The following is a 16337-nucleotide window of genomic DNA, read 5'->3' on the forward strand; positions in this document are numbered from 1 at the left end:
GGCGCTCTTGCGCCGTGCCCACCAATCTTTCCGGATTACATGCAGATGGTGGGCACGCTTCGCTTTACCCACCCTATGAGATCACGCCACCCGCCACTCCGGCACGCCATCGGCGGCCATCGCGATCTCGCCGAGCGATCCCACCGGCGTGCGATCCATGTTGAGCAGATGTGTCAGCGTCGCCGCATCGCTCGCCGGAATCCGCGCCAGCGTGCGCCGATCATCCTGCGTGCGCAGCATCACCACACCGTGCTCGACCTCGCCGCCGCGGCCGTAGAGCACCGTAAAGCTCTCGACCTTGCCCTTGCCTGAGGCGTCCGTGACGAACTCCGGTACCGCGCGCTTGTTGCGGTCGGCTTCGGCCTGCACACTCGTCTCCTGCGCCAGCGCCTCACGCGGCGGCATCTTCGACACCACCAGCGCGTGATGCTTGGTGACGAAGCCACCCTGGCCGTAGAGCAGGCCGAGCCTGGCACCGTCACGCAGGCGCCGCACCATCGCGCAGGCCGCATGCGTCATGTAAGTGTTGAGCGGCGCGCCGAAGAAGGTGAGGCCGCCGGTCACGGTCGGCTGCACGTCGGCGGACAGGCCCAGCGTCCGCCGCGCCATCTTGGGCACGCAGGGGAAGCAGCTGTAGAGCTCGATCGCGTCGAATGTCTTGCCGTCGCCGCCCGCAAGATCCATTGCGGCCTTCAGCACCGCATTCTGCGGATGGCTCTCGTAGAACTGGTCGCGCAAGAGATAATCGCGCGGCTCTTCCGCCGCGGCGCCGCCGAGCGGATAGACCAGCCTGTTCTCAGCGATGCCGAGAGCGCGCGCCTTGGCAAGGCTGGTGAGCAGCAGCGCACCGCCCATGTTGACGTTGGGGTTGGCCACCATGAGCTTGTTGTAGGGCCAGGCGATGAGCCGGTTGTCCGCGGTCGGCGTGGTGATCTCGTCGGGCGCATAGCGCCGCTTCAGCCAGGCATGTGGATTTTGCGCGGCGGCTTCCGAATAGCGTGACCACAGCGTCCCCGACTCCGCCATCGCCTCGCGCGGCGTCTGGCCCCAGTGCGCAGAGGAGGCGGCCTCGTAGAACGGATAGACCGTGACGGGCCGGAACACGCCGAGCTTCACGGCAAGCGGCTTCTGGAACGCCGCGCCGCGCTTGGGCTCCTCGACGTCGTGCGCGAACGGCGTCCATGGCAGCTTGGCGCCGGCGCGCTCCGCCTTGGTTGCGGTCGACTGCGCTTCCGCCCCGCAGACAGCGGCGACGCTGCAGTCCCCACGCGCGATGCGCTTTGCCGCCTCGTGGATGTAGCGGATCGGGCTCTCGCCGCCGACCGGGCCGTAATAGCAATGCGCAGGCGTGATCCCGAGCCGCTCCGCCAGCAGCTTCTCTGGATCGCGGTAGCGCCAGCTCAGGAAGTTGACGACGTCGAGCGACTGCACCTCGCCGAGCAGCTTTGCACCGGCATCCGCTTCGGCGCGCCGCAATGCCTGTTCCAGCAGATCGAGTGGCTCAAGGCCGTCCGTGATTTCCTTCGGGCGGTCAACGATCTCGCCGATGCCGACGATGACGGGGATGCGGTCTTCGGGGATATTGAGGTTGGTCATTTCTTCTTGCTACGCTCTCTAGGTGCTCAGCAGGCCGTCGCCCTTCGAGGCTCGCTGCGCGGCGCTACGTACCGCGCGGCTCGCACCTCAGGGTGACGGCTACGGATACCGCGTCATCCTGAGGTGTGAGGTCGGCGGCGCGCCTGCGCCGCTGGCCGAGCCTCGAAGGATGGGCCACACATGAAATCACTCCGCCACCAGCGCATTCATGTGCTCGACGGCTTCGGCGAACTCTTCCTTGAACTCCTGCACCACGGTGCCCGCCGATTTCACGCTGTCGATCAGCCCGACGCCCTGGCCGACGAAATAGCTGACGAGATCGCGCGCCTTGGCATTTCCGCTCGCGGCCGCACGGTCGATCGAGTTGAAGGCGTCACGGCTGATAATGCTTTGCAGCGGCATAGGCAGCGCGCCCGGGCTGTCCGGCGCGCGGTCCCAGGCGTCGGTCCAGACCGAGCGGAGCTGCCGCGCCGGCTTGCCGGTGCGGCCCTTCGAGCGGATCGCGTCGCGGGAAGAGGCGGCGATCATCTTCTCGCGAAAAATCTCCGTGGTCTCGGCCTCGACGGTGGCGAGCCACACCGAACCGGTCCAGGCGCCGGCCGCGCCCATCGCCATGCAGGCGGCCATCTGCCGTCCCGTCATGATGCCGCCGGCCGCCAGCACCGGCACGTCGCGGATATTCTTGATCGCCTTGATCACCTCCGGCACCAGCACCATGGTCGACACTTCGCCGCAATGGCCGCCGGCCTCGGTGCCCTGGACCACGAGGATGTCGACGCCGGCCGCGACCTGGCGCAGTGCGTGCTCCTTGGCGCCGACGAGCGCCGCGACCGGCACGCCGCGCGTCTTGCCCATCTCGATCATCGCTTTCGGCGGCACGCCCAGCGCGTTGGCGATCAGCCGGATCGGATGATTGAAGGAGACCTCGAGCAGCGCAAGCGCCGTCTTCGCGTCGAATGGTTGCGGCCGGTTGTCGGCCACTTCAGTGGTCGTCAGCTCGATGTCGTACTTCTTCAGGAGGTCGCGGGTGTAGTTGCGGTGCTCTTGCGGCACGCGCGCTTCCAGGCTCTTCCAGGTCACGTCCCTTTCGCCCGCGGTCGAGATGTTCTCGGGGATCAGCACGTCGATGCCGTAGGGCTTGCCATCGACGTGGTCGTCGATCCATTTCAGCTCGCGTTCGAGAGTCTCCGGCGTGTGCGCGGTGGCACCTAACACGCCGAAGCCGCCGGCGCGGCTGACGGCGGCGACGACGTCGCGGCAATGGCTGAAGGCGAGCAGCGGAAACTCGATGCCCAGCATGTCGCAGATCGGCGATTTCATGGCTCTCTCCCGGCGGCCGTCGCGTTGCTGTTGTTGTTGTCCCGGCGAAGGCTCCTCGACGCTAGCTCATCGTCGCCCGCGATGCCATTCCGGATTCGGCCGCGCATCTTGCGTGCAGACGCCACCGTTTCGATCTGCGTCGCGCCGTCCTGTTCGACACCCGCGTTGGGCGCGCCGCCTTCGACGAGCGCGAGAAGCGGGGGTTCGCGGCGAAGGGGTGCGAGGGCTTCGTACTGGAAGCCGAGGTGCTGCCGCCGCGCGCCCAACATTTCAGCGCGGCCGTCCAGCGAAACGTAATTATTCGGTAAGTCCCCTCCATTACAACGAAGGCGCGCAGGCGCGGAATGACTATCTGGAATGGAGAGTGCGATGGCTTGGTTCAACAACATGTCTGTTGGGCGCAAGCTGCTGCTCACATTTTCGGCAGTCGTGCTGCTGGTGGTCGTGCTCGGCGGCTTCGCCCTGAAATCGCTGTCCGACCTGAACGGTGCGGCGCGTGAGCTGTCCGGCAACTGGCTCCCGAGCGTCGACAAGGCTCGCGGGCTGCAATACCAGATCGCCCGCATCCGGACCAACCAGCTCTCGGTGCTGATGGCCAAGGACGGCGATCGCGAGGAGATTCGCCAGACCCTGCGCAAGATCGAGCAGACCGTGACCGACAGCCTCAAATCCTACGAGGCATTCGTGACCTCGCCGGAGGAGCAGGCGGCGCTCAAGCGCCTCAGCGGGCACTACGCCACCTTCCTGGAATCGGACAAGGCGCTGGACATGCTGGCCAACAACCCCGAAGGCGCCCGCGAAAGCTTCTTCGCCGGCAGAAACCAGTTTCGCGAGCTGCTCGAGGACGCCGACAAGCTCGTGAAGGTCAACACCGACGGCGCCGGCCGTTCGGTCGCCACCGCGGAATGGACCTACGACAACGCCCGCACCGTCATCGTGGTCGTGCTGCTGGTCACGATGGCACTCGCGGCCGCGGCCGGCTTCGTGCTGCGTTCAGCCATCGGCAAGCCGCTGCTGGCGCTCGACGAGGCGATGGGCCGGCTCGCCCAGAACGACACCACGACCGAGGTGCCGGCGACGGCGCGGCGCGACGAGGTCGGCGCCATGGCCCGCGCGGTGCTCGTCTTCAAGGAAGGCATGATTGCCGCCGATCAGATGCGCGCGCGCCAGGAAGAGGAACGGCAGGCCAAGGAGCGGCATGCCGCCTACATCATGGGGCTGGCGCAGGCGTTCGACACGGCGGCAAGCTCCGCCATCGGCGGCGTCGCCGATGCGGCGAGCCGCATGCAGGCGACCGCGGGCGGCCTGTCGTCCACCGTCGGCCAGACCGGCGAGCAGGCCATGACGGTGGCCGCGGCCGCGCAGCAGGCCTCGGCGAACGTGCAGACCGTGGCCTCCGCCGCCGAGGAGCTGACCTCCTCGATCCACGAGATTTCCCGGCAGGTCGCGCTCGCCTCGCAGGTCAGCCACAAGGCCGTGGACCAAGCCAACCGCACCAACGACATCGTCGGCGGCCTTCAGCAGGCGGCGCGCCGCATCGGCGAGGTCATCGACCTGATCAACCAGATCGCCAGCCAGACCAATCTGCTCGCGCTGAATGCGACCATCGAGGCCGCCCGGGCCGGCGATGCCGGCCGGGGCTTTGCCGTCGTCGCCAACGAGGTGAAGAGCCTCGCGGCGCAGACCTCGCGGGCGACCGACGAGATCGGCCAGCAGATCGCTTCGGTGCAGCAGGCGACCGCGCAGGCGGTCGACGCGATCACCGCGATCGGCAGCACCATCCAGGAGATCAGCCAGATCTCCACCACGGTCGCCTCGGCCGTGGAAGAGCAGGGCGCGGCAACGCAGGCGATCGCCCGCAGCGCCGAGCAGGCCTCTGCCGGCACCGGCACGGTGACCCAGAACATCGAGGGGGTGAGCCAGTCGGCGCGATCCGGCGGTGGCGCCGCGCAGGAGATGCTGTCGGCGGCCACCTCGCTGTCACATGAGGCCGACCAGATGCGCTCCCTGGTCCAGGACTTCCTCGGCAAGGTCAAGGCTGCATGACGCGGCCTTGAGGCCCGCGCCGGACGCAGGGCCGGCAGGGCTTGTCATCGGCCATTCGCGGGCTAATTAATGCAGGCGCATCTTTCCGCCGGAGCCCCCGCATGACCGACGCCCCCGCCTACGTGCCGCCCAAAGTCTGGACCTGGAACAAGGAGAATGGCGGGCAGTTCGCCAGCATCAACCGCCCGATCGCCGGCCCCACCCACGACAAGAAGCTGCCGGTCGGCAAGCATCCGCTCCAGCTCTATTCGCTGGCGACGCCGAACGGGGTGAAGGTCACGGTGATGCTGGAGGAGCTGCTGGCGCTCGGCCACAAGGGCGCCGAATACGACGCCTGGCTGATCAGGATCGGCAATGGCGACCAGTTCGGCAGCGGTTTTGTCGACATCAATCCCAACTCGAAAATCCCGGCGCTGATGGACCGCTCCGGCCCTGAGCCTGTCAGGGTGTTCGAATCCGGCTCGATCCTGTTCTACCTCGCCGAGAAATTCGGCGCCTTCCTGCCGAAGGACATCAAGACCCGCACCGAAGCGATGTCCTGGCTGTTCTGGCAGATGGGCAGCGCGCCGTATCTCGGCGGCGGCTTCGGCCATTTCTACGCCTACGCGCCGACCAGGATCGAATATGCCATCGACCGTTTCGCGATGGAGACCAAGCGCCAGCTCGACGTGCTCGACCGGCGCCTCGCCGACAACGAATATCTCGCCGGCAGGGAGTACACCATCGCGGACATCGCGGTGTGGCCCTGGTATGGCGCGCTCGCCAAGGGGCTGGTCTATGGCGCCGGCGAATTCCTCTCCGTGCAGGACTACAAGAACGTGCAGCGCTGGACCGACCAGATCGCACAGCGTCCTGCCGTGAAGCGTGGCCGCATGGTCAATCGTGTCTCCGGCGATCCCGCCAGCCAGCTTCACGAGCGGCACGACGCGAGTGATTTCGAGACGAAGACCCAGGACAAGGTCGCACCGGCGACGTAAGTACGTAGGGTGGATTCGCGAGCGGACTGCGCGAAGCGCGGTCCGTTTGCGTAATCCACCATCCGTCCGTGCATTCGGCGGATTACGCTGCGCTAATCCGCCCTACTTCCCCTTCGCACCCTCGGCCGCCGGAAACACCACGCGGTCATCCGTGCGGCAATAACGATCGGCGAACATGCGGCCGATCGGGTGATAGCGGTCCATGTGCACCCGCATCGCCTTGTCGTCCCACAATTCGTCGCGGATGTGGAAGTGGATGCCTTCACCCATGATCAGCCGGCGATCGTCGTTGACGTCGATCAGCTTCCAGAGCTTGCACTCCATCGCCCAGGGCGTGTCGGCAAGCCGGGGCACGGCGATCTTGGTCGAGGGCGCGAGCTTCAGTCCGAGATAGTCGGGCTCGCCGATCTCAGGCGGAAAGTCGCCGCTGCTCTCGTGCATCGCCCTCGCCAGCGGCTCGTCGGCGAGGTTGACCACGAACTCGCCGGTGCGCTGGATGTTGAGGAAGGTGTCCTTGTCCTGTCCGTTCGGCTTGCGGTTCGCCGCGAACATGCAGAGCGGCGGATCCTCGCAGAAAGCGTTGAAAAAGCTGAACGGCGCAGCGTTGACCACGCCTGATGGACCGACCGAGGTCACCCATGCGATCGGCCGCGGCAGGATGAAGGACGTCAGCACCTTGTAGCGCTCGCGTGGCGTCAGGTCGCTGGCGGCGTAGTCCATGGTGGCTCCGTGTTTTCTTCACCTCGCCCAGCTTGCGGGGAGAGGTCGAATTCGATCGTAGATCGAATTCGGGTGAGGGGGTACAGGTCCCTCGATGATCTCCCGTGTCGAGAGAAGCCCCTCACCCCAACCCTCTCAGCGCGAGCGAAGCTCGTCGCGCCCCCGTAAGAACGGGGAGAGGGAGAGGAGAGGCCTTCACGCCATGCTCAGCTCGTGCCGTCCCACCACCATCCAGTGCACCTCGTCCGGACCATCCGCAAAGCGCAGGTGACGCACGTCCTGGTACATTTCCGCAAGCGGGGTCCAATGCGAGATGCCGGTGGCGCCGTGCATCTGGATCGACTGGTCGATGATCTTGCAGGCGCGCTCGGGCACCATGGCCTTGACCATGGAGACCCAGACGCGGGCTTCCTTGTTGCCGAGCACGTCCATGGCCTTTGCCGCCTTCAGCACCATCAGCCGCATCGCCTCGATCTCGCAGCGCGCCTGCGCGATGATCTGCATGTTGCCGCCGAGATGGGCGATCTTCTTGCCGAAGGCTTCGCGGGTGAGGCCACGCTGCACCATCAAATCCAGCGCCTTCTCGGCCTTGCCGATGGTGCGCATGCAGTGATGGATGCGGCCGGGGCCAAGGCGAAGCTGCGAGATCTCGAAGCCGCGGCCTTCGCCGAGCAGCATGTTCTCCTTTGGCACCCGCACGTTGTTGAAGCGCATGTGCATGTGGCCGCGCGGCGCGTGGTCCTGGCCGAACACGTACATGGGGCCGAGCACCTCGACGCCGGGCGTGTCGCGCGGCACCAGGATCTGCGACTGCTGCTTGCTCGGCGCCGCATCCGGATTGGTCTTCACCATCACGATGAGGATCTTGCAGCGGGGATCGCCGACGCCGGAGATGTAATACTTCTCGCCGTTGATCACCCATTCGTCGCCGACGAGCTTGGCCGTGGTCGAGATGTTCTTGGCATCGGAGGAGGCGACGTTCGGTTCGGTCATGACGTAGGCCGAACGGATCTCGCCGTTGAGCAGCGGCTTCAGCCACTTCTCCTTCTGCGCCTTGGTGCCGACGCGCTCCAGCACCTCCATGTTGCCGGTGTCGGGCGCCGAGCAGTTCATGGTCTCGGAGGCGAGCGGGCTCTTGCCGAGCTCGGAGGCGATATAGGCATAATCGAGATTCTTCAGGCCCTGGCCGGTCTCGTCATCGGGCAGGAAGAAGTTCCAGAGACCTTCCTGCTTGGCCTTGTTCTTGGCGACCTCGAGCACTTCGAGCTGCTTCGGCGTGAAGCTCCAGCGATCCTCCTTGCCTTCGCCGGCCCTGGCGAACTCGATCGCCATCGGCTCGACGGTCTCGCGGATGAACTTCCTGACGTGATCGTAGAGCGGCCGGACCTGGTCCGACATGCGGAGGTCGTTGAGCTCGTCGCCGGGATTGAGGGTGTAGTTGGTGGTACGGGGAATATAGGCGTGCTTTGTCATTGTTCCTCCCGGGGTCACTGAGATCGCGTTGGGCCGGAGAATAGTCGCAGCGCGCGCAAAGCGCGAGCGCGCATTTTTTCAGGCGACCCATGCCATGTGATGGAATATCGCAAGCGCGTTTGAAACGTTGTTTGAATGGGGCGCGAGAAGGCAGGCGCGGGCCGCACTCACCGTTGTCATCGCCCGGCTTGACCGGGCGATCCAGTACTCCGTGACGCCAATGATTCACGGAGAAGCCGCGGCGTACTGGCTTCCCCGCTTTCGCGGGGAATGACAGGGGGTGGCTGTGGCTAGCCTAGTTCGGCATCCGGTGCATCGCGCAGATCTTGTTGCCGTCGAGATCACGCAAATAGGCGAGATAGAGCTTGTTCCCTGCGCCCTCGCGGATGCCGGGCGGGTTCTCGATCGGCGTTCCGCCTGCGGCGATGCCGGCGGCGTGCCATCTGTCGACCTGCTCAGGCGAGTTGGCGGCAAAGCCGATGGTGCCGCCGTTCGCGCAGGTTGCCGGCTCGCCGTTGATCGGCTTGGTCACCGAGAACACGCCGGTCTTGGTGAAGTAGAAGATGCGATGGCCGTCGACCTTGGCCGGGCGCACCTCGAGCGTGCTCAGCAAATTGTCGTAAAAGACCTTGGCCTTGTCGAGGTCGTTGGTGCCGATCATGATGTGGGAAAACATTTGCCCTGTCCCTTTTTGCGCTTACGAAATCAGACACCGTAGGGTGGGCAAAGCGCAGCGTGCCCACCACAACATTCGAAATGCTATTGGTGGGCACGACGCAAGTGCGCCTTTGCCCACCCTACGAGATATCAAAACGCCGTGTAGCCGCCGTCGATCACGAACGTATCCGCGGTGTGATACGATGAGGCCTTGCTCATCAGATACACGGCGATGCCGCCGAAATCGGATGGTTCGCCGAAGCGGCGCTGTGGAATCCGCGGCATCACGTTGGCGACGAATTTGTCGTTGCCCATGAGGCCCGCGGTCATGTCGCTCTTGATCCAGCCCGGCAGGATCGCGTTTGCGGTGACGCCGTGGCGCGCCAGCTCGACGCCGAGCGCGCGCACCAGCGCGTTGATGGCGGCCTTGGTTGCCGCGTAATGTTCGTTGCGCGCGGTGCCGAAGATCGAGGCGAGGCTTGAGGTCGCGACCAGCCGGCCGAAGGGATCGCCCGCATTGGCGCGGTCGGTCATGTGTCTGGCGGCCGCCTGGAACGCGTGGAACACGCCGTCGAGATTGGTCGCGAACATCGAGCTCCATTCCTCTTCGGTGCGCTCGATGAAGGAACGCCTTCCGCCGCCGCCGATGCCGGCATTGGCAAAGCAGCCGTCGACCCGGCCGAAAATGTCGAGCGTGCCCTTCATCGCGGCATTGACCGAGGCCGGATCGGTGACGTCGCAGACGCGGGTATCGACCTTGCCTGATAGCCCCGCCAGGCTCGCGGCAGCGGCCTTGTTCTTGTCGGCGTTGCGGCCCCAGATCGAGACGTTGCAACCCTGGCCGGCCAGTGCCTGCGCGATGCCGAGCCCGATGCCGCCATTGCCGCCGGTGATCACGGCGACGCGGCCGGTGAGGTCGAAAAGGTTCATGGCGCGTTTCCCGTTTTTGGCAAGATGTCTTGGCAAGACTTCCCGGCAAGACTTCCCGGCATGACGCGCATCAGCCGCTGCGCGCAAGATTGCTTGCCATGCTCTGATCACCATGGACAAGACCGCGCCAAAAATCAAATATGCGCTCCGGCAAAATGAATTCCGGTCTGCGAAACATTGCGGCCGCAACTGACGAGGAAACCATGCAGTTCAAACACGTCACGCTCGATTTCGATGGTTCGGTCGCGATCCTCAAGCTCGACCATCAGGAGGTGATGAACGCGGTCTCCATGGACATGCTGGGCGGCCTTGCCGAGGCGCTCGATACGATCGAGGAGAACAAGGACGAGGTGCGCTGCGTCGTGCTGACCGGCGCGGGGCGGGCGTTCTGCACCGGCGCCAATCTTCAGGGCCGCAACAACCAGTCGAAGAAGACCAAGGCCGGCCTGACGCTGGAGACGGGCTTTCATCCCTTCCTGCGCCGCATCCGCAATCTGCACTGTCCCATCATCACCGCGGTCAATGGGCCGGCGGCGGGTGCCGGCATGAGCTTCGCGCTGCTCGGCGACATGATTTTGTGCGCGCGGTCCTCCTACTTTCTTCAGGCCTTCCGGCGCATCGGCCTCGTGCCGGATTGCGGCTCCACCTGGCTGTTGCCGCGCCTCGTCGGCCGGGCACGCTCGATCGAATTGTCGCTGATGGGCGAACGGCTGCCCGCCGAGAAGGCGCTGGAATGGGGCCTCGTCAACCGCGTCCATGACGACGGCGTGCTGATGGAGGAAGCGATGAAGCTCGCGCGCGATCTCGCCAGCGGCCCGACGGTGGCGCTGTCGCTGATCCGCAAGCTCTATTGGGACAGCCCCGAAAATTCCTTCGAGGATCAGCTCAACCTCGAATTTCAGTGCCAGCTTCGCGCCGGTGATACCCAGGATTTTCGCGAGGGCGTCGGCGCGTTTCTTGAGAAGCGCCCCGCGCAGTTCAAGGGCAAATGATCGAGGCGCAGCTCTCCCGCAGCGTTGCACGCTGGTGCGAAGGGGCAACCGGCGTCACCGGCGCGGCAAAACTGTCCGGCGGCGCCAGCCAGGAAACCTGGCGTTTCGACATCGTGCATCCCGACGGTGTGATCGGCGCGATCCTGCGCCGCTCGCCGAAGGGTTATGGCGCAGCTCCAACCCGCGCGGCGGGCCTCGGTGCCGAAGCGCAACTGATGCAGCTCGCCTATGAGGCCGGCGTGCCGTCGCCGCGCGTGATGCATGTGCTCGTGCCGGAGGACGATCTCGGTATCGGCTTCATCATGCAGCGGGTCGAGGGCGAGACCATCGCACGCAAGATCCTTCGCGATGACGAATTCGCCGCGGCGCGGCCGCAGCTCGCGCGGCAGATCGGCGGCGTGCTTGCAGGCCTGCACAGGCTGCCGCAGGACAAATTGCCCGAGCTGCGCAGCCGGTCCGCGACCCAGGAGATCAGCGAGTTCGAGCGTGACTATCGCAGCCTGAACTGGCCCAAGCCCGTGTTCGAGCTGGCGCTGCGCTGGCTGCGTGACCACGATCCCGGTCCCTCTGCCGAGACGACGCTGGTGCACGGCGATTTCCGCAACGGCAACCTCATCATCGGCGCCGACGGCATCCGCGCCGTGCTCGACTGGGAGCTCGCCCATCTCGGCGATCCCATGGAGGATCTGGGCTGGGTCTGCGTCAACTCCTGGCGGTTCGGCGAGATCGACAAGCCGGTCGGCGGCTTCGGCTCGCGCGAGGAGCTGTTCGCGGGCTACGAGGCGGCTGGCCGCAAGGTCGACCCGTCGCGCGTCAAGTTCTGGGAAGTGATGGGTACGCTGCGCTGGGGCATCATGTGCGGCGGCATGATGCAGCGGTTTCGCGAGGGGCCTGATCATTCCATGGAGCGCGCCATGATCGGCCGCCGCGCCTCCGAGACCGAGATCGATCTGTTGCGGCTCTTGGCGCCGCGTGGGAGCTGACGCATGCAGGACGAACCCGCACCGGTCGAGCTGACCAAATCGGTCGCCGATTTCCTCCGCAGCGACATCACGCCGCTGATCTCCGGTCATCAGGCCTTCAAGCTGCGCGTCGCCATCAACATCCTCGACCTCGTGACGCGGCAGCTGACGCGGGAGGAGGGGAGCGATGCGAAAGAGGTGGAGCGGCTGCGTGCACTGCTCGGCATCGACGGCTCGGTGACCGATCTCAACCGCGTACTCGCCGAGCGCATCGCCAAGGGCGAGGTCGATCTTGCAACGCCGGGCCTCGCCGAGCATCTCTGGCAGACCACGATGGACAAGCTTGCGGTCGACCAGCCGAACTATGCGTCGTACAAGCGCGAGCTGGGGCGAGGCGGGTAGGCGGGGACACATCACCATAGTCGTCCCGGCGCAGGCCGGGACCCATACCGCGCGATTTATCGATGGTGCTAAGTCGTAGTTCCGAACGACCTATCTTCGCCAAACAGCTCCCTGTGGTTATGGGTCCCGGCCTTCGCCGGGACGACTCGCGGAGTGAGCTGCTGCGCACCTCACGCCGCGGCCGCTCCGGGGAAGCTCTACTTCCCCACCCATTTCGGCGGCCGCTTCTCGGAAAACGCCTTCGGGCCCTCGATGTAGTCCTGCGACGCCGCCATCGCCTTCACCGCCGGGTACTCGCGCTGCTCCTCGATCGCCTGCTCCAGCGAGACGCCAAGCCCCTTCTGGATGGCCTGCTTTGAGGCCCGGATCGACATCGGCGAGTTCTTGGTGATCATCTCCGCCCAGCGCAGCGCGGCCGTCAGCGCCTCGCCCTGCGGCACCACCTCGTTGACGAAGCCGAGCTCCTGGCCTTCCTTGGCGCTGACATGGCGCGCGGTGAGGATCATGCCCATGGCGCGCTTCAGCCCGATCTGGCGCGGTAGGCGGTGCAGGCCGCCAGCGAGCGCGGCGAGACCCACGCGCGGCTCAGGCAGGGCGAAGGTCGCATTCTCCGCGGCAATGATCAGGTCGCAGGCGAGCGCAATCTCGAAGCCGCCGCCCATGGCGACGCCGTTCACTGCCGCGATGATCGGCTTGTCGCAGTCGAACCGCGCAGTGAGGCCGGCAAAGCCGCCCTTGTCCCAGCCGCGCTTGCCGCCCGCGGCCTGCCACTTCAGATCGTTGCCGGCGCAGAACGCCTTGTCGCCGCTACCGGTGACGATCGCGACCCATTGCTCGGCATCAGCCGAGAAATCGTCGAACACCTTTTGTAGCTCGAAATGCGCATCGGTGTGCAGCGCGTTGTAGACCTCGGGCCGCGACAGCGTGACGATCGTGATCGGTCCCTTGCGTTCCACCTTGGAAAATTTCAGCTCCATCGCGCGCTCCCGCATTTTCTCGTGAAGGAATATTGGCGTCATACTACCGCGCGTCGGCGCCGGAGCACCATCGAATTGCGCAATGCGCCTTGCGCCTCCGGCACGCCTCGGCTTGCTTGACTCGGCCGCGCTCTTCTCACCTTAATCGCGCGAAGCAAGAAGTGCAGTTAGCGCCTTAACGCAAAACGAAAATCATCCGGGAGAGAGCCGTGGATTTCTCATTGCCAACAGATCTCGTCGCCTATCTCGGAGAGCTCGACCGTTTCATCGAACGCGAGATCAAGCCGCTCGAACAAGCCGACGACAACATCCGCTTCTTCGATCATCGCCGCGAATGGGCGCGCACCGATTTCGAGAATGGCGGCCTGCCGCGCCATGAATGGGAAGCCTTGCTGCGCAAGGCCAAGGATCTCGCCGATGCCGCCGGCCATCTGCGCTTTCCGGTGCCGAAGCAATATGGCGGCAAGGACGGCTCCAACCTCTGGATGGCCGTGATCCGCGAGCATTTTGCCGCGAAAGGTCTCGGCCTGCACAACGATCTCCAGAACGAGCACTCCATCGTCGGCAATTTCCCCGTCGTCACCATGCTCGACCGCTATGGCCGCGACGACCAGAAGGCGATGATCGACGGCTCGATCAAGGGCAAGTACCGCATCACCTTCGGCCTCACCGAGCCGCATCACGGCTCGGATGCCACCCACATGGAGACGCGCGCGGTGCCCGCGACCCGTGACAACGTGAAAGGCTGGATCATCAACGGCGAGAAGATGTGGACCACCGGCATGCATGTCGCCACGCATTGCGCGCTGTTCGCGCGCACCAGCGGCAACGACGGCGATGCCCGCGGCATCACCTGTTTTCTCGTTCCGGCCAAGAGCCACGGCGTGAAGGTCGAGGAGTACATGTGGACCTTCAACATGCCGACCGACCATCCCCGCGTCAGCTTTACCGACGTGTTCGTGCCTGAGGATGCGCTGTTCGGTGAAGTCGGCCGGGGCCTGTCGCTGGCGCAATGTTTTGTGCACCAGAATCGCATCCGCCAGGCGGCGAGCTCGCTCGGCGCCGCCGTCTACTGCATCAACGAGAGCGTGAAATATGCGCGGGAGCGAAAGCCGTTCGGCAAGGCGCTCGCGGAGAACCAGGCGATCCAGTTCCCGCTGGTGGAGCTTGCGACACAAGCCGAGATGCTGCGCCTGCTGATCCGCAAGACCGCCTGGGAGATGGACCAGCTCACCGAGGAGCAGATCGAGCGCACGCTCTCCGACCGCGTCTCGATGTGCAACTACTGGGCAAACCGCCTCGCCTGCGAATCCGCCGACCGCGCCATGCAGGTCCATGGCGGCATGGGCTACTCGCGCCACAAGCCGTTCGAGCACATCTATCGCCATCACCGCCGCTACCGCATCACCGAGGGCAGCGAGGAGATCCAGATGCGCAAGGTCGCGGGATTCTTGTTCGGCTATATGGGGCCGGGGAAGCATTAGTGAGTCGCTACGCGTTATCTCTCCCCAATGTCGTCCCGGCGAAGGCCGGGACCCATAACCCCAGGGAGAGATTGTCGCGCGGGATGGCAACTCCGAGTCTTCGCCAAATCCAATCCTGTGAGTATGGGTCCCGGCCTTCGCCGGGACGACGATGTGGATATGGCGGTGCCTTAATTCACCCGTCTATCCTTCCCCGCCCAATACGGCTCGCGCAATTGCCGCCGCAGGATCTTGCCTGACGGATTCCGCGGCAGCGCCGGCAGAAACTCCACGCTCTTCGGCGTCTTGAAGCCGGCGATGCGTTCGCGGGTGAAGTTGATGATGTCCGTGGCGGTCGCTTGCTTGCCGGGCTTCATCACCACCACCGCCTTCACCGCTTCACCCCATTTGTCGTCGGGCACGCCGATCACGGCGGCTTCCGCGACATCGGGGTGATCGCACAGCGCGCTCTCGACTTCGGCGGGATAGATATTCTCGCCGCCGGAGATGATCATGTCCTTGATGCGGTCGTGGATGTAGAGATAGCCGTCCTCGTCCATGTAGCCGGCGTCCCCGGTGCGCAGCCAGCCGTCGTTGCGCAGCGTCGACGCGGTCGCTTCCGGCAGGTTCCAGTAGCCGGCCATGTTGGAGCCCGAGCGCGTGGCGATCTCGCCGACCTCGCGCGGCGGCAGCGGCTTGCCGTCGATATCCAAAATCGCGATCTCGACGCCCGGCAGCGCCTTGCCGGCCGAGCGCATCCGCTCGAGGCCTTCGACGTGGTCCTCCGGCGGCAGCGCGACGATGGTGCCGGTCGTCTCGGTCATGCCGTACATCTGCACGAAGCCGCATTTGAAGACCTCGATGCACTCCTTCAGCAGCGCTGCCGGAATCGGCGAGGCGCCATACAGCATGTATTTCAACCTGGAGAAATCGACCGTCTTGGCGCGCGGCTGCCGCACTACGAACTGCATCGCCGCCGGCACCATGAACAGCTTTGTGATGCCGGACTGCTCGAAGAAATCCAGCACCTTGGTCGGATCGAACTCGCGTGCGATCACGCCACGGGCGCCATGATAGAGCCCCATCACGCCCCAGCCGGAGCCGCCGATGTGGAAGATCGGCATCGCCACCAGCGAGACGTCATCGGTCGACCACCGGTTCCACTCCGGCTTGTCCGCGGCATTGCCTGTTTGCACGAGGTTGAGGAAGTTCGCGTGACTCAGCATCGCGCCCTTCGGCTTGCCGGTCGTGCCGGATGTATAAAGTTGTATCGCGATGTCTTTGGTGTCGATGGGCACCCCCGGATCATCGCCGCTCTGCGCATCCCGCCAGGCCGTAAAATCCTGCCATTCGGGCGCGCCGCCTTCGGTGGTGATGATGGTGCGGACGTCAGGCAGCCGATCCCTGATCTGCGAGACCAGTGTGATGAACTCCGGCCCTGCGAACAGCACCGGCGCCTTGCAGTCGGAGACGATGAAGGCGACCTCGGGTCCGGCGAGCCGCCAGTTCACCGGCGCCATCACCACGCCGGCCTTCATCGCGCCCAACAGCAGTTCGAAATAGAGGTCGCTGTTCTTGCCGAGATAGGCGATGCGCTCGCCCTTCTTCACGCCCATCGCGATCAAGGCGTTGGCGACCTTGTTGGTCTTGACGTCGAACTCGGCAAAGCTGGTGACGCGGCCCTCGAACTCAAAGGCGATGGCGTTGCCGCGGCTCGCCGCGCGCTCGCGCACCATGTCGGCGAGGTCAGCCAATGGCTGTGTGGACATGTTTTCTCCCGTGACGTCTTGTTCTTATGCTTGGGAGTGTGGCGTCATCCGCG

At 65.1% G+C, this 16337-nt stretch carries 15 protein-coding genes; 6 read left to right on the forward strand and 9 right to left on the reverse strand.

Features of this window, described 5'->3' with window-relative positions; genetic code table 11:
* Positions 1-81 precede the first annotated feature (81 nt).
* The 3 genes from AC1RUR_RS04545 to AC1RUR_RS04555 all read right to left on the reverse strand — a co-directional run bounded on the left by AC1RUR_RS04545 (position 82) and on the right by AC1RUR_RS04555 (position 3299).
* Positions 82-1596 (reverse strand): acetyl-CoA acetyltransferase, encoded by a 1515-nt coding sequence (locus tag AC1RUR_RS04545; RefSeq protein WP_492841770.1) that lies wholly within the window; start codon positions 1594-1596, stop codon positions 82-84.
* 186 nt (positions 1597-1782) lie between these two features.
* Positions 1783-2916, reverse strand: a complete 1134-nt coding sequence (locus tag AC1RUR_RS04550) for a nitronate monooxygenase (protein ID WP_492841772.1) — start codon at positions 2914-2916, stop codon at positions 1783-1785.
* A complete protein-coding gene (locus AC1RUR_RS04555) occupies positions 2913-3299 on the reverse strand; it encodes a hypothetical protein (protein ID WP_492841774.1) in 387 nt (128 codons plus the stop codon). Before AC1RUR_RS04555 ends, AC1RUR_RS04550 begins: the two co-directional genes overlap by 4 nt.
* On the opposite strand from AC1RUR_RS04555, the gene AC1RUR_RS04560 reads away from it, so the two are divergent.
* Complete coding sequence (locus tag AC1RUR_RS04560; protein WP_492841776.1) at positions 3286-4962, forward strand: methyl-accepting chemotaxis protein; 1677 nt, start codon at positions 3286-3288, stop codon at positions 4960-4962. The genes AC1RUR_RS04555 and AC1RUR_RS04560 overlap by 14 nt on opposite strands.
* A 101-nt stretch (positions 4963-5063) precedes the next feature.
* Complete coding sequence (yghU, locus tag AC1RUR_RS04565) at positions 5064-5939, forward strand: glutathione-dependent disulfide-bond oxidoreductase (RefSeq protein ID WP_492841778.1); 876 nt, start codon at positions 5064-5066, stop codon at positions 5937-5939.
* A 102-nt stretch (positions 5940-6041) separates the two neighbouring features.
* Here the strand turns inward: yghU and AC1RUR_RS04570 are convergent, their stop codons facing one another.
* From AC1RUR_RS04570 to AC1RUR_RS04585, 4 genes are all read right to left on the reverse strand, one after another.
* Positions 6042-6659, reverse strand: coding sequence for a flavin reductase family protein (locus tag AC1RUR_RS04570; RefSeq protein ID WP_492841780.1), 618 nt, complete (start codon positions 6657-6659; stop codon positions 6042-6044).
* Between the two features lie 195 nt (positions 6660-6854).
* Positions 6855-8132, reverse strand: coding sequence for an acyl-CoA dehydrogenase family protein (locus AC1RUR_RS04575; RefSeq protein ID WP_492841782.1), 1278 nt, complete (start codon positions 8130-8132; stop codon positions 6855-6857).
* Positions 8133-8427: 295 nt separating this feature from the next.
* Entirely contained in the window at positions 8428-8808 is a 381-nt protein-coding gene (locus AC1RUR_RS04580; protein WP_492841784.1) for a VOC family protein, read from the reverse strand.
* Between the two features lie 131 nt (positions 8809-8939).
* Positions 8940-9719, reverse strand: coding sequence for an SDR family NAD(P)-dependent oxidoreductase (locus AC1RUR_RS04585; protein WP_492841786.1), 780 nt, complete (start codon positions 9717-9719; stop codon positions 8940-8942).
* A 203-nt stretch (positions 9720-9922) separates the two neighbouring features.
* Between AC1RUR_RS04585 and AC1RUR_RS04590 the strand changes: the two genes are divergently transcribed.
* The 3 genes from AC1RUR_RS04590 to AC1RUR_RS04600 are packed head-to-tail and all read left to right on the forward strand — an operon-like array spanning position 9923 to position 12075.
* Positions 9923-10711: an enoyl-CoA hydratase/isomerase gene (locus AC1RUR_RS04590; RefSeq protein WP_492841788.1), complete on the forward strand. Its 789-nt coding sequence runs from the start codon at positions 9923-9925 to the stop codon at positions 10709-10711.
* On the forward strand, positions 10708-11694 hold the full coding sequence (locus tag AC1RUR_RS04595; RefSeq protein WP_492841790.1) for a phosphotransferase family protein: 987 nt from the start codon (positions 10708-10710) through the stop codon (positions 11692-11694). Before AC1RUR_RS04590 ends, AC1RUR_RS04595 begins: the two co-directional genes overlap by 4 nt.
* A 3-nt stretch (positions 11695-11697) precedes the next feature.
* Positions 11698-12075, forward strand: coding sequence for a DUF6285 domain-containing protein (locus tag AC1RUR_RS04600; protein WP_492841792.1), 378 nt, complete (start codon positions 11698-11700; stop codon positions 12073-12075).
* A 197-nt stretch (positions 12076-12272) separates the two neighbouring features.
* Here the strand turns inward: AC1RUR_RS04600 and AC1RUR_RS04605 are convergent, their stop codons facing one another.
* A complete protein-coding gene (locus tag AC1RUR_RS04605) occupies positions 12273-13052 on the reverse strand; it encodes an enoyl-CoA hydratase-related protein (protein ID WP_492841794.1) in 780 nt (259 codons plus the stop codon).
* Between the two features lie 209 nt (positions 13053-13261).
* Here AC1RUR_RS04605 and AC1RUR_RS04610 point away from each other — a divergent pair, with 209 nt between their 5' ends.
* Complete coding sequence (locus AC1RUR_RS04610; protein WP_492841796.1) at positions 13262-14536, forward strand: acyl-CoA dehydrogenase family protein; 1275 nt, start codon at positions 13262-13264, stop codon at positions 14534-14536.
* Between the two features lie 170 nt (positions 14537-14706).
* On the opposite strand, the gene AC1RUR_RS04615 is transcribed toward AC1RUR_RS04610, so the two are convergent.
* Positions 14707-16284 (reverse strand): fatty acid--CoA ligase, encoded by a 1578-nt coding sequence (locus tag AC1RUR_RS04615; protein WP_492841798.1) that lies wholly within the window; start codon positions 16282-16284, stop codon positions 14707-14709.
* Positions 16285-16337: the final 53 nt, after the last annotated feature.

It is taken from the genome of Bradyrhizobium sp. GW821-FHT12B03 (assembly GCF_058807535.1).

What these genes read in the sequence shown, in the direction of transcription:
- AC1RUR_RS04545 (WP_492841770.1), bottom strand. Translation starts at nt 1,596, where the DNA reads ATGACCAACCTCAATATCCCCGAAGACCGCATCCCCGTCATCGTCGGC.
- AC1RUR_RS04550 (WP_492841772.1), bottom strand. Translation starts at nt 2,916, where the DNA reads ATGAAATCGCCGATCTGCGACATGCTGGGCATCGAGTTTCCGCTGCTC.
- AC1RUR_RS04560 (WP_492841776.1), top strand. Translation starts at nt 3,286, where the DNA reads ATGGCTTGGTTCAACAACATGTCTGTTGGGCGCAAGCTGCTGCTCACA.
- yghU (WP_492841778.1), top strand. Translation starts at nt 5,064, where the DNA reads ATGACCGACGCCCCCGCCTACGTGCCGCCCAAAGTCTGGACCTGGAAC.
- AC1RUR_RS04570 (WP_492841780.1), bottom strand. Translation starts at nt 6,659, where the DNA reads ATGGACTACGCCGCCAGCGACCTGACGCCACGCGAGCGCTACAAGGTG.
- AC1RUR_RS04575 (WP_492841782.1), bottom strand. Translation starts at nt 8,132, where the DNA reads ATGACAAAGCACGCCTATATTCCCCGTACCACCAACTACACCCTCAAT.
- AC1RUR_RS04580 (WP_492841784.1), bottom strand. Translation starts at nt 8,808, where the DNA reads ATGTTTTCCCACATCATGATCGGCACCAACGACCTCGACAAGGCCAAG.
- AC1RUR_RS04585 (WP_492841786.1), bottom strand. Translation starts at nt 9,719, where the DNA reads ATGAACCTTTTCGACCTCACCGGCCGCGTCGCCGTGATCACCGGCGGC.
- AC1RUR_RS04590 (WP_492841788.1), top strand. Translation starts at nt 9,923, where the DNA reads ATGCAGTTCAAACACGTCACGCTCGATTTCGATGGTTCGGTCGCGATC.
- AC1RUR_RS04595 (WP_492841790.1), top strand. Translation starts at nt 10,708, where the DNA reads ATGATCGAGGCGCAGCTCTCCCGCAGCGTTGCACGCTGGTGCGAAGGG.
- AC1RUR_RS04600 (WP_492841792.1), top strand. Translation starts at nt 11,698, where the DNA reads ATGCAGGACGAACCCGCACCGGTCGAGCTGACCAAATCGGTCGCCGAT.
- AC1RUR_RS04605 (WP_492841794.1), bottom strand. Translation starts at nt 13,052, where the DNA reads ATGGAGCTGAAATTTTCCAAGGTGGAACGCAAGGGACCGATCACGATC.
- AC1RUR_RS04615 (WP_492841798.1), bottom strand. Translation starts at nt 16,284, where the DNA reads ATGTCCACACAGCCATTGGCTGACCTCGCCGACATGGTGCGCGAGCGC.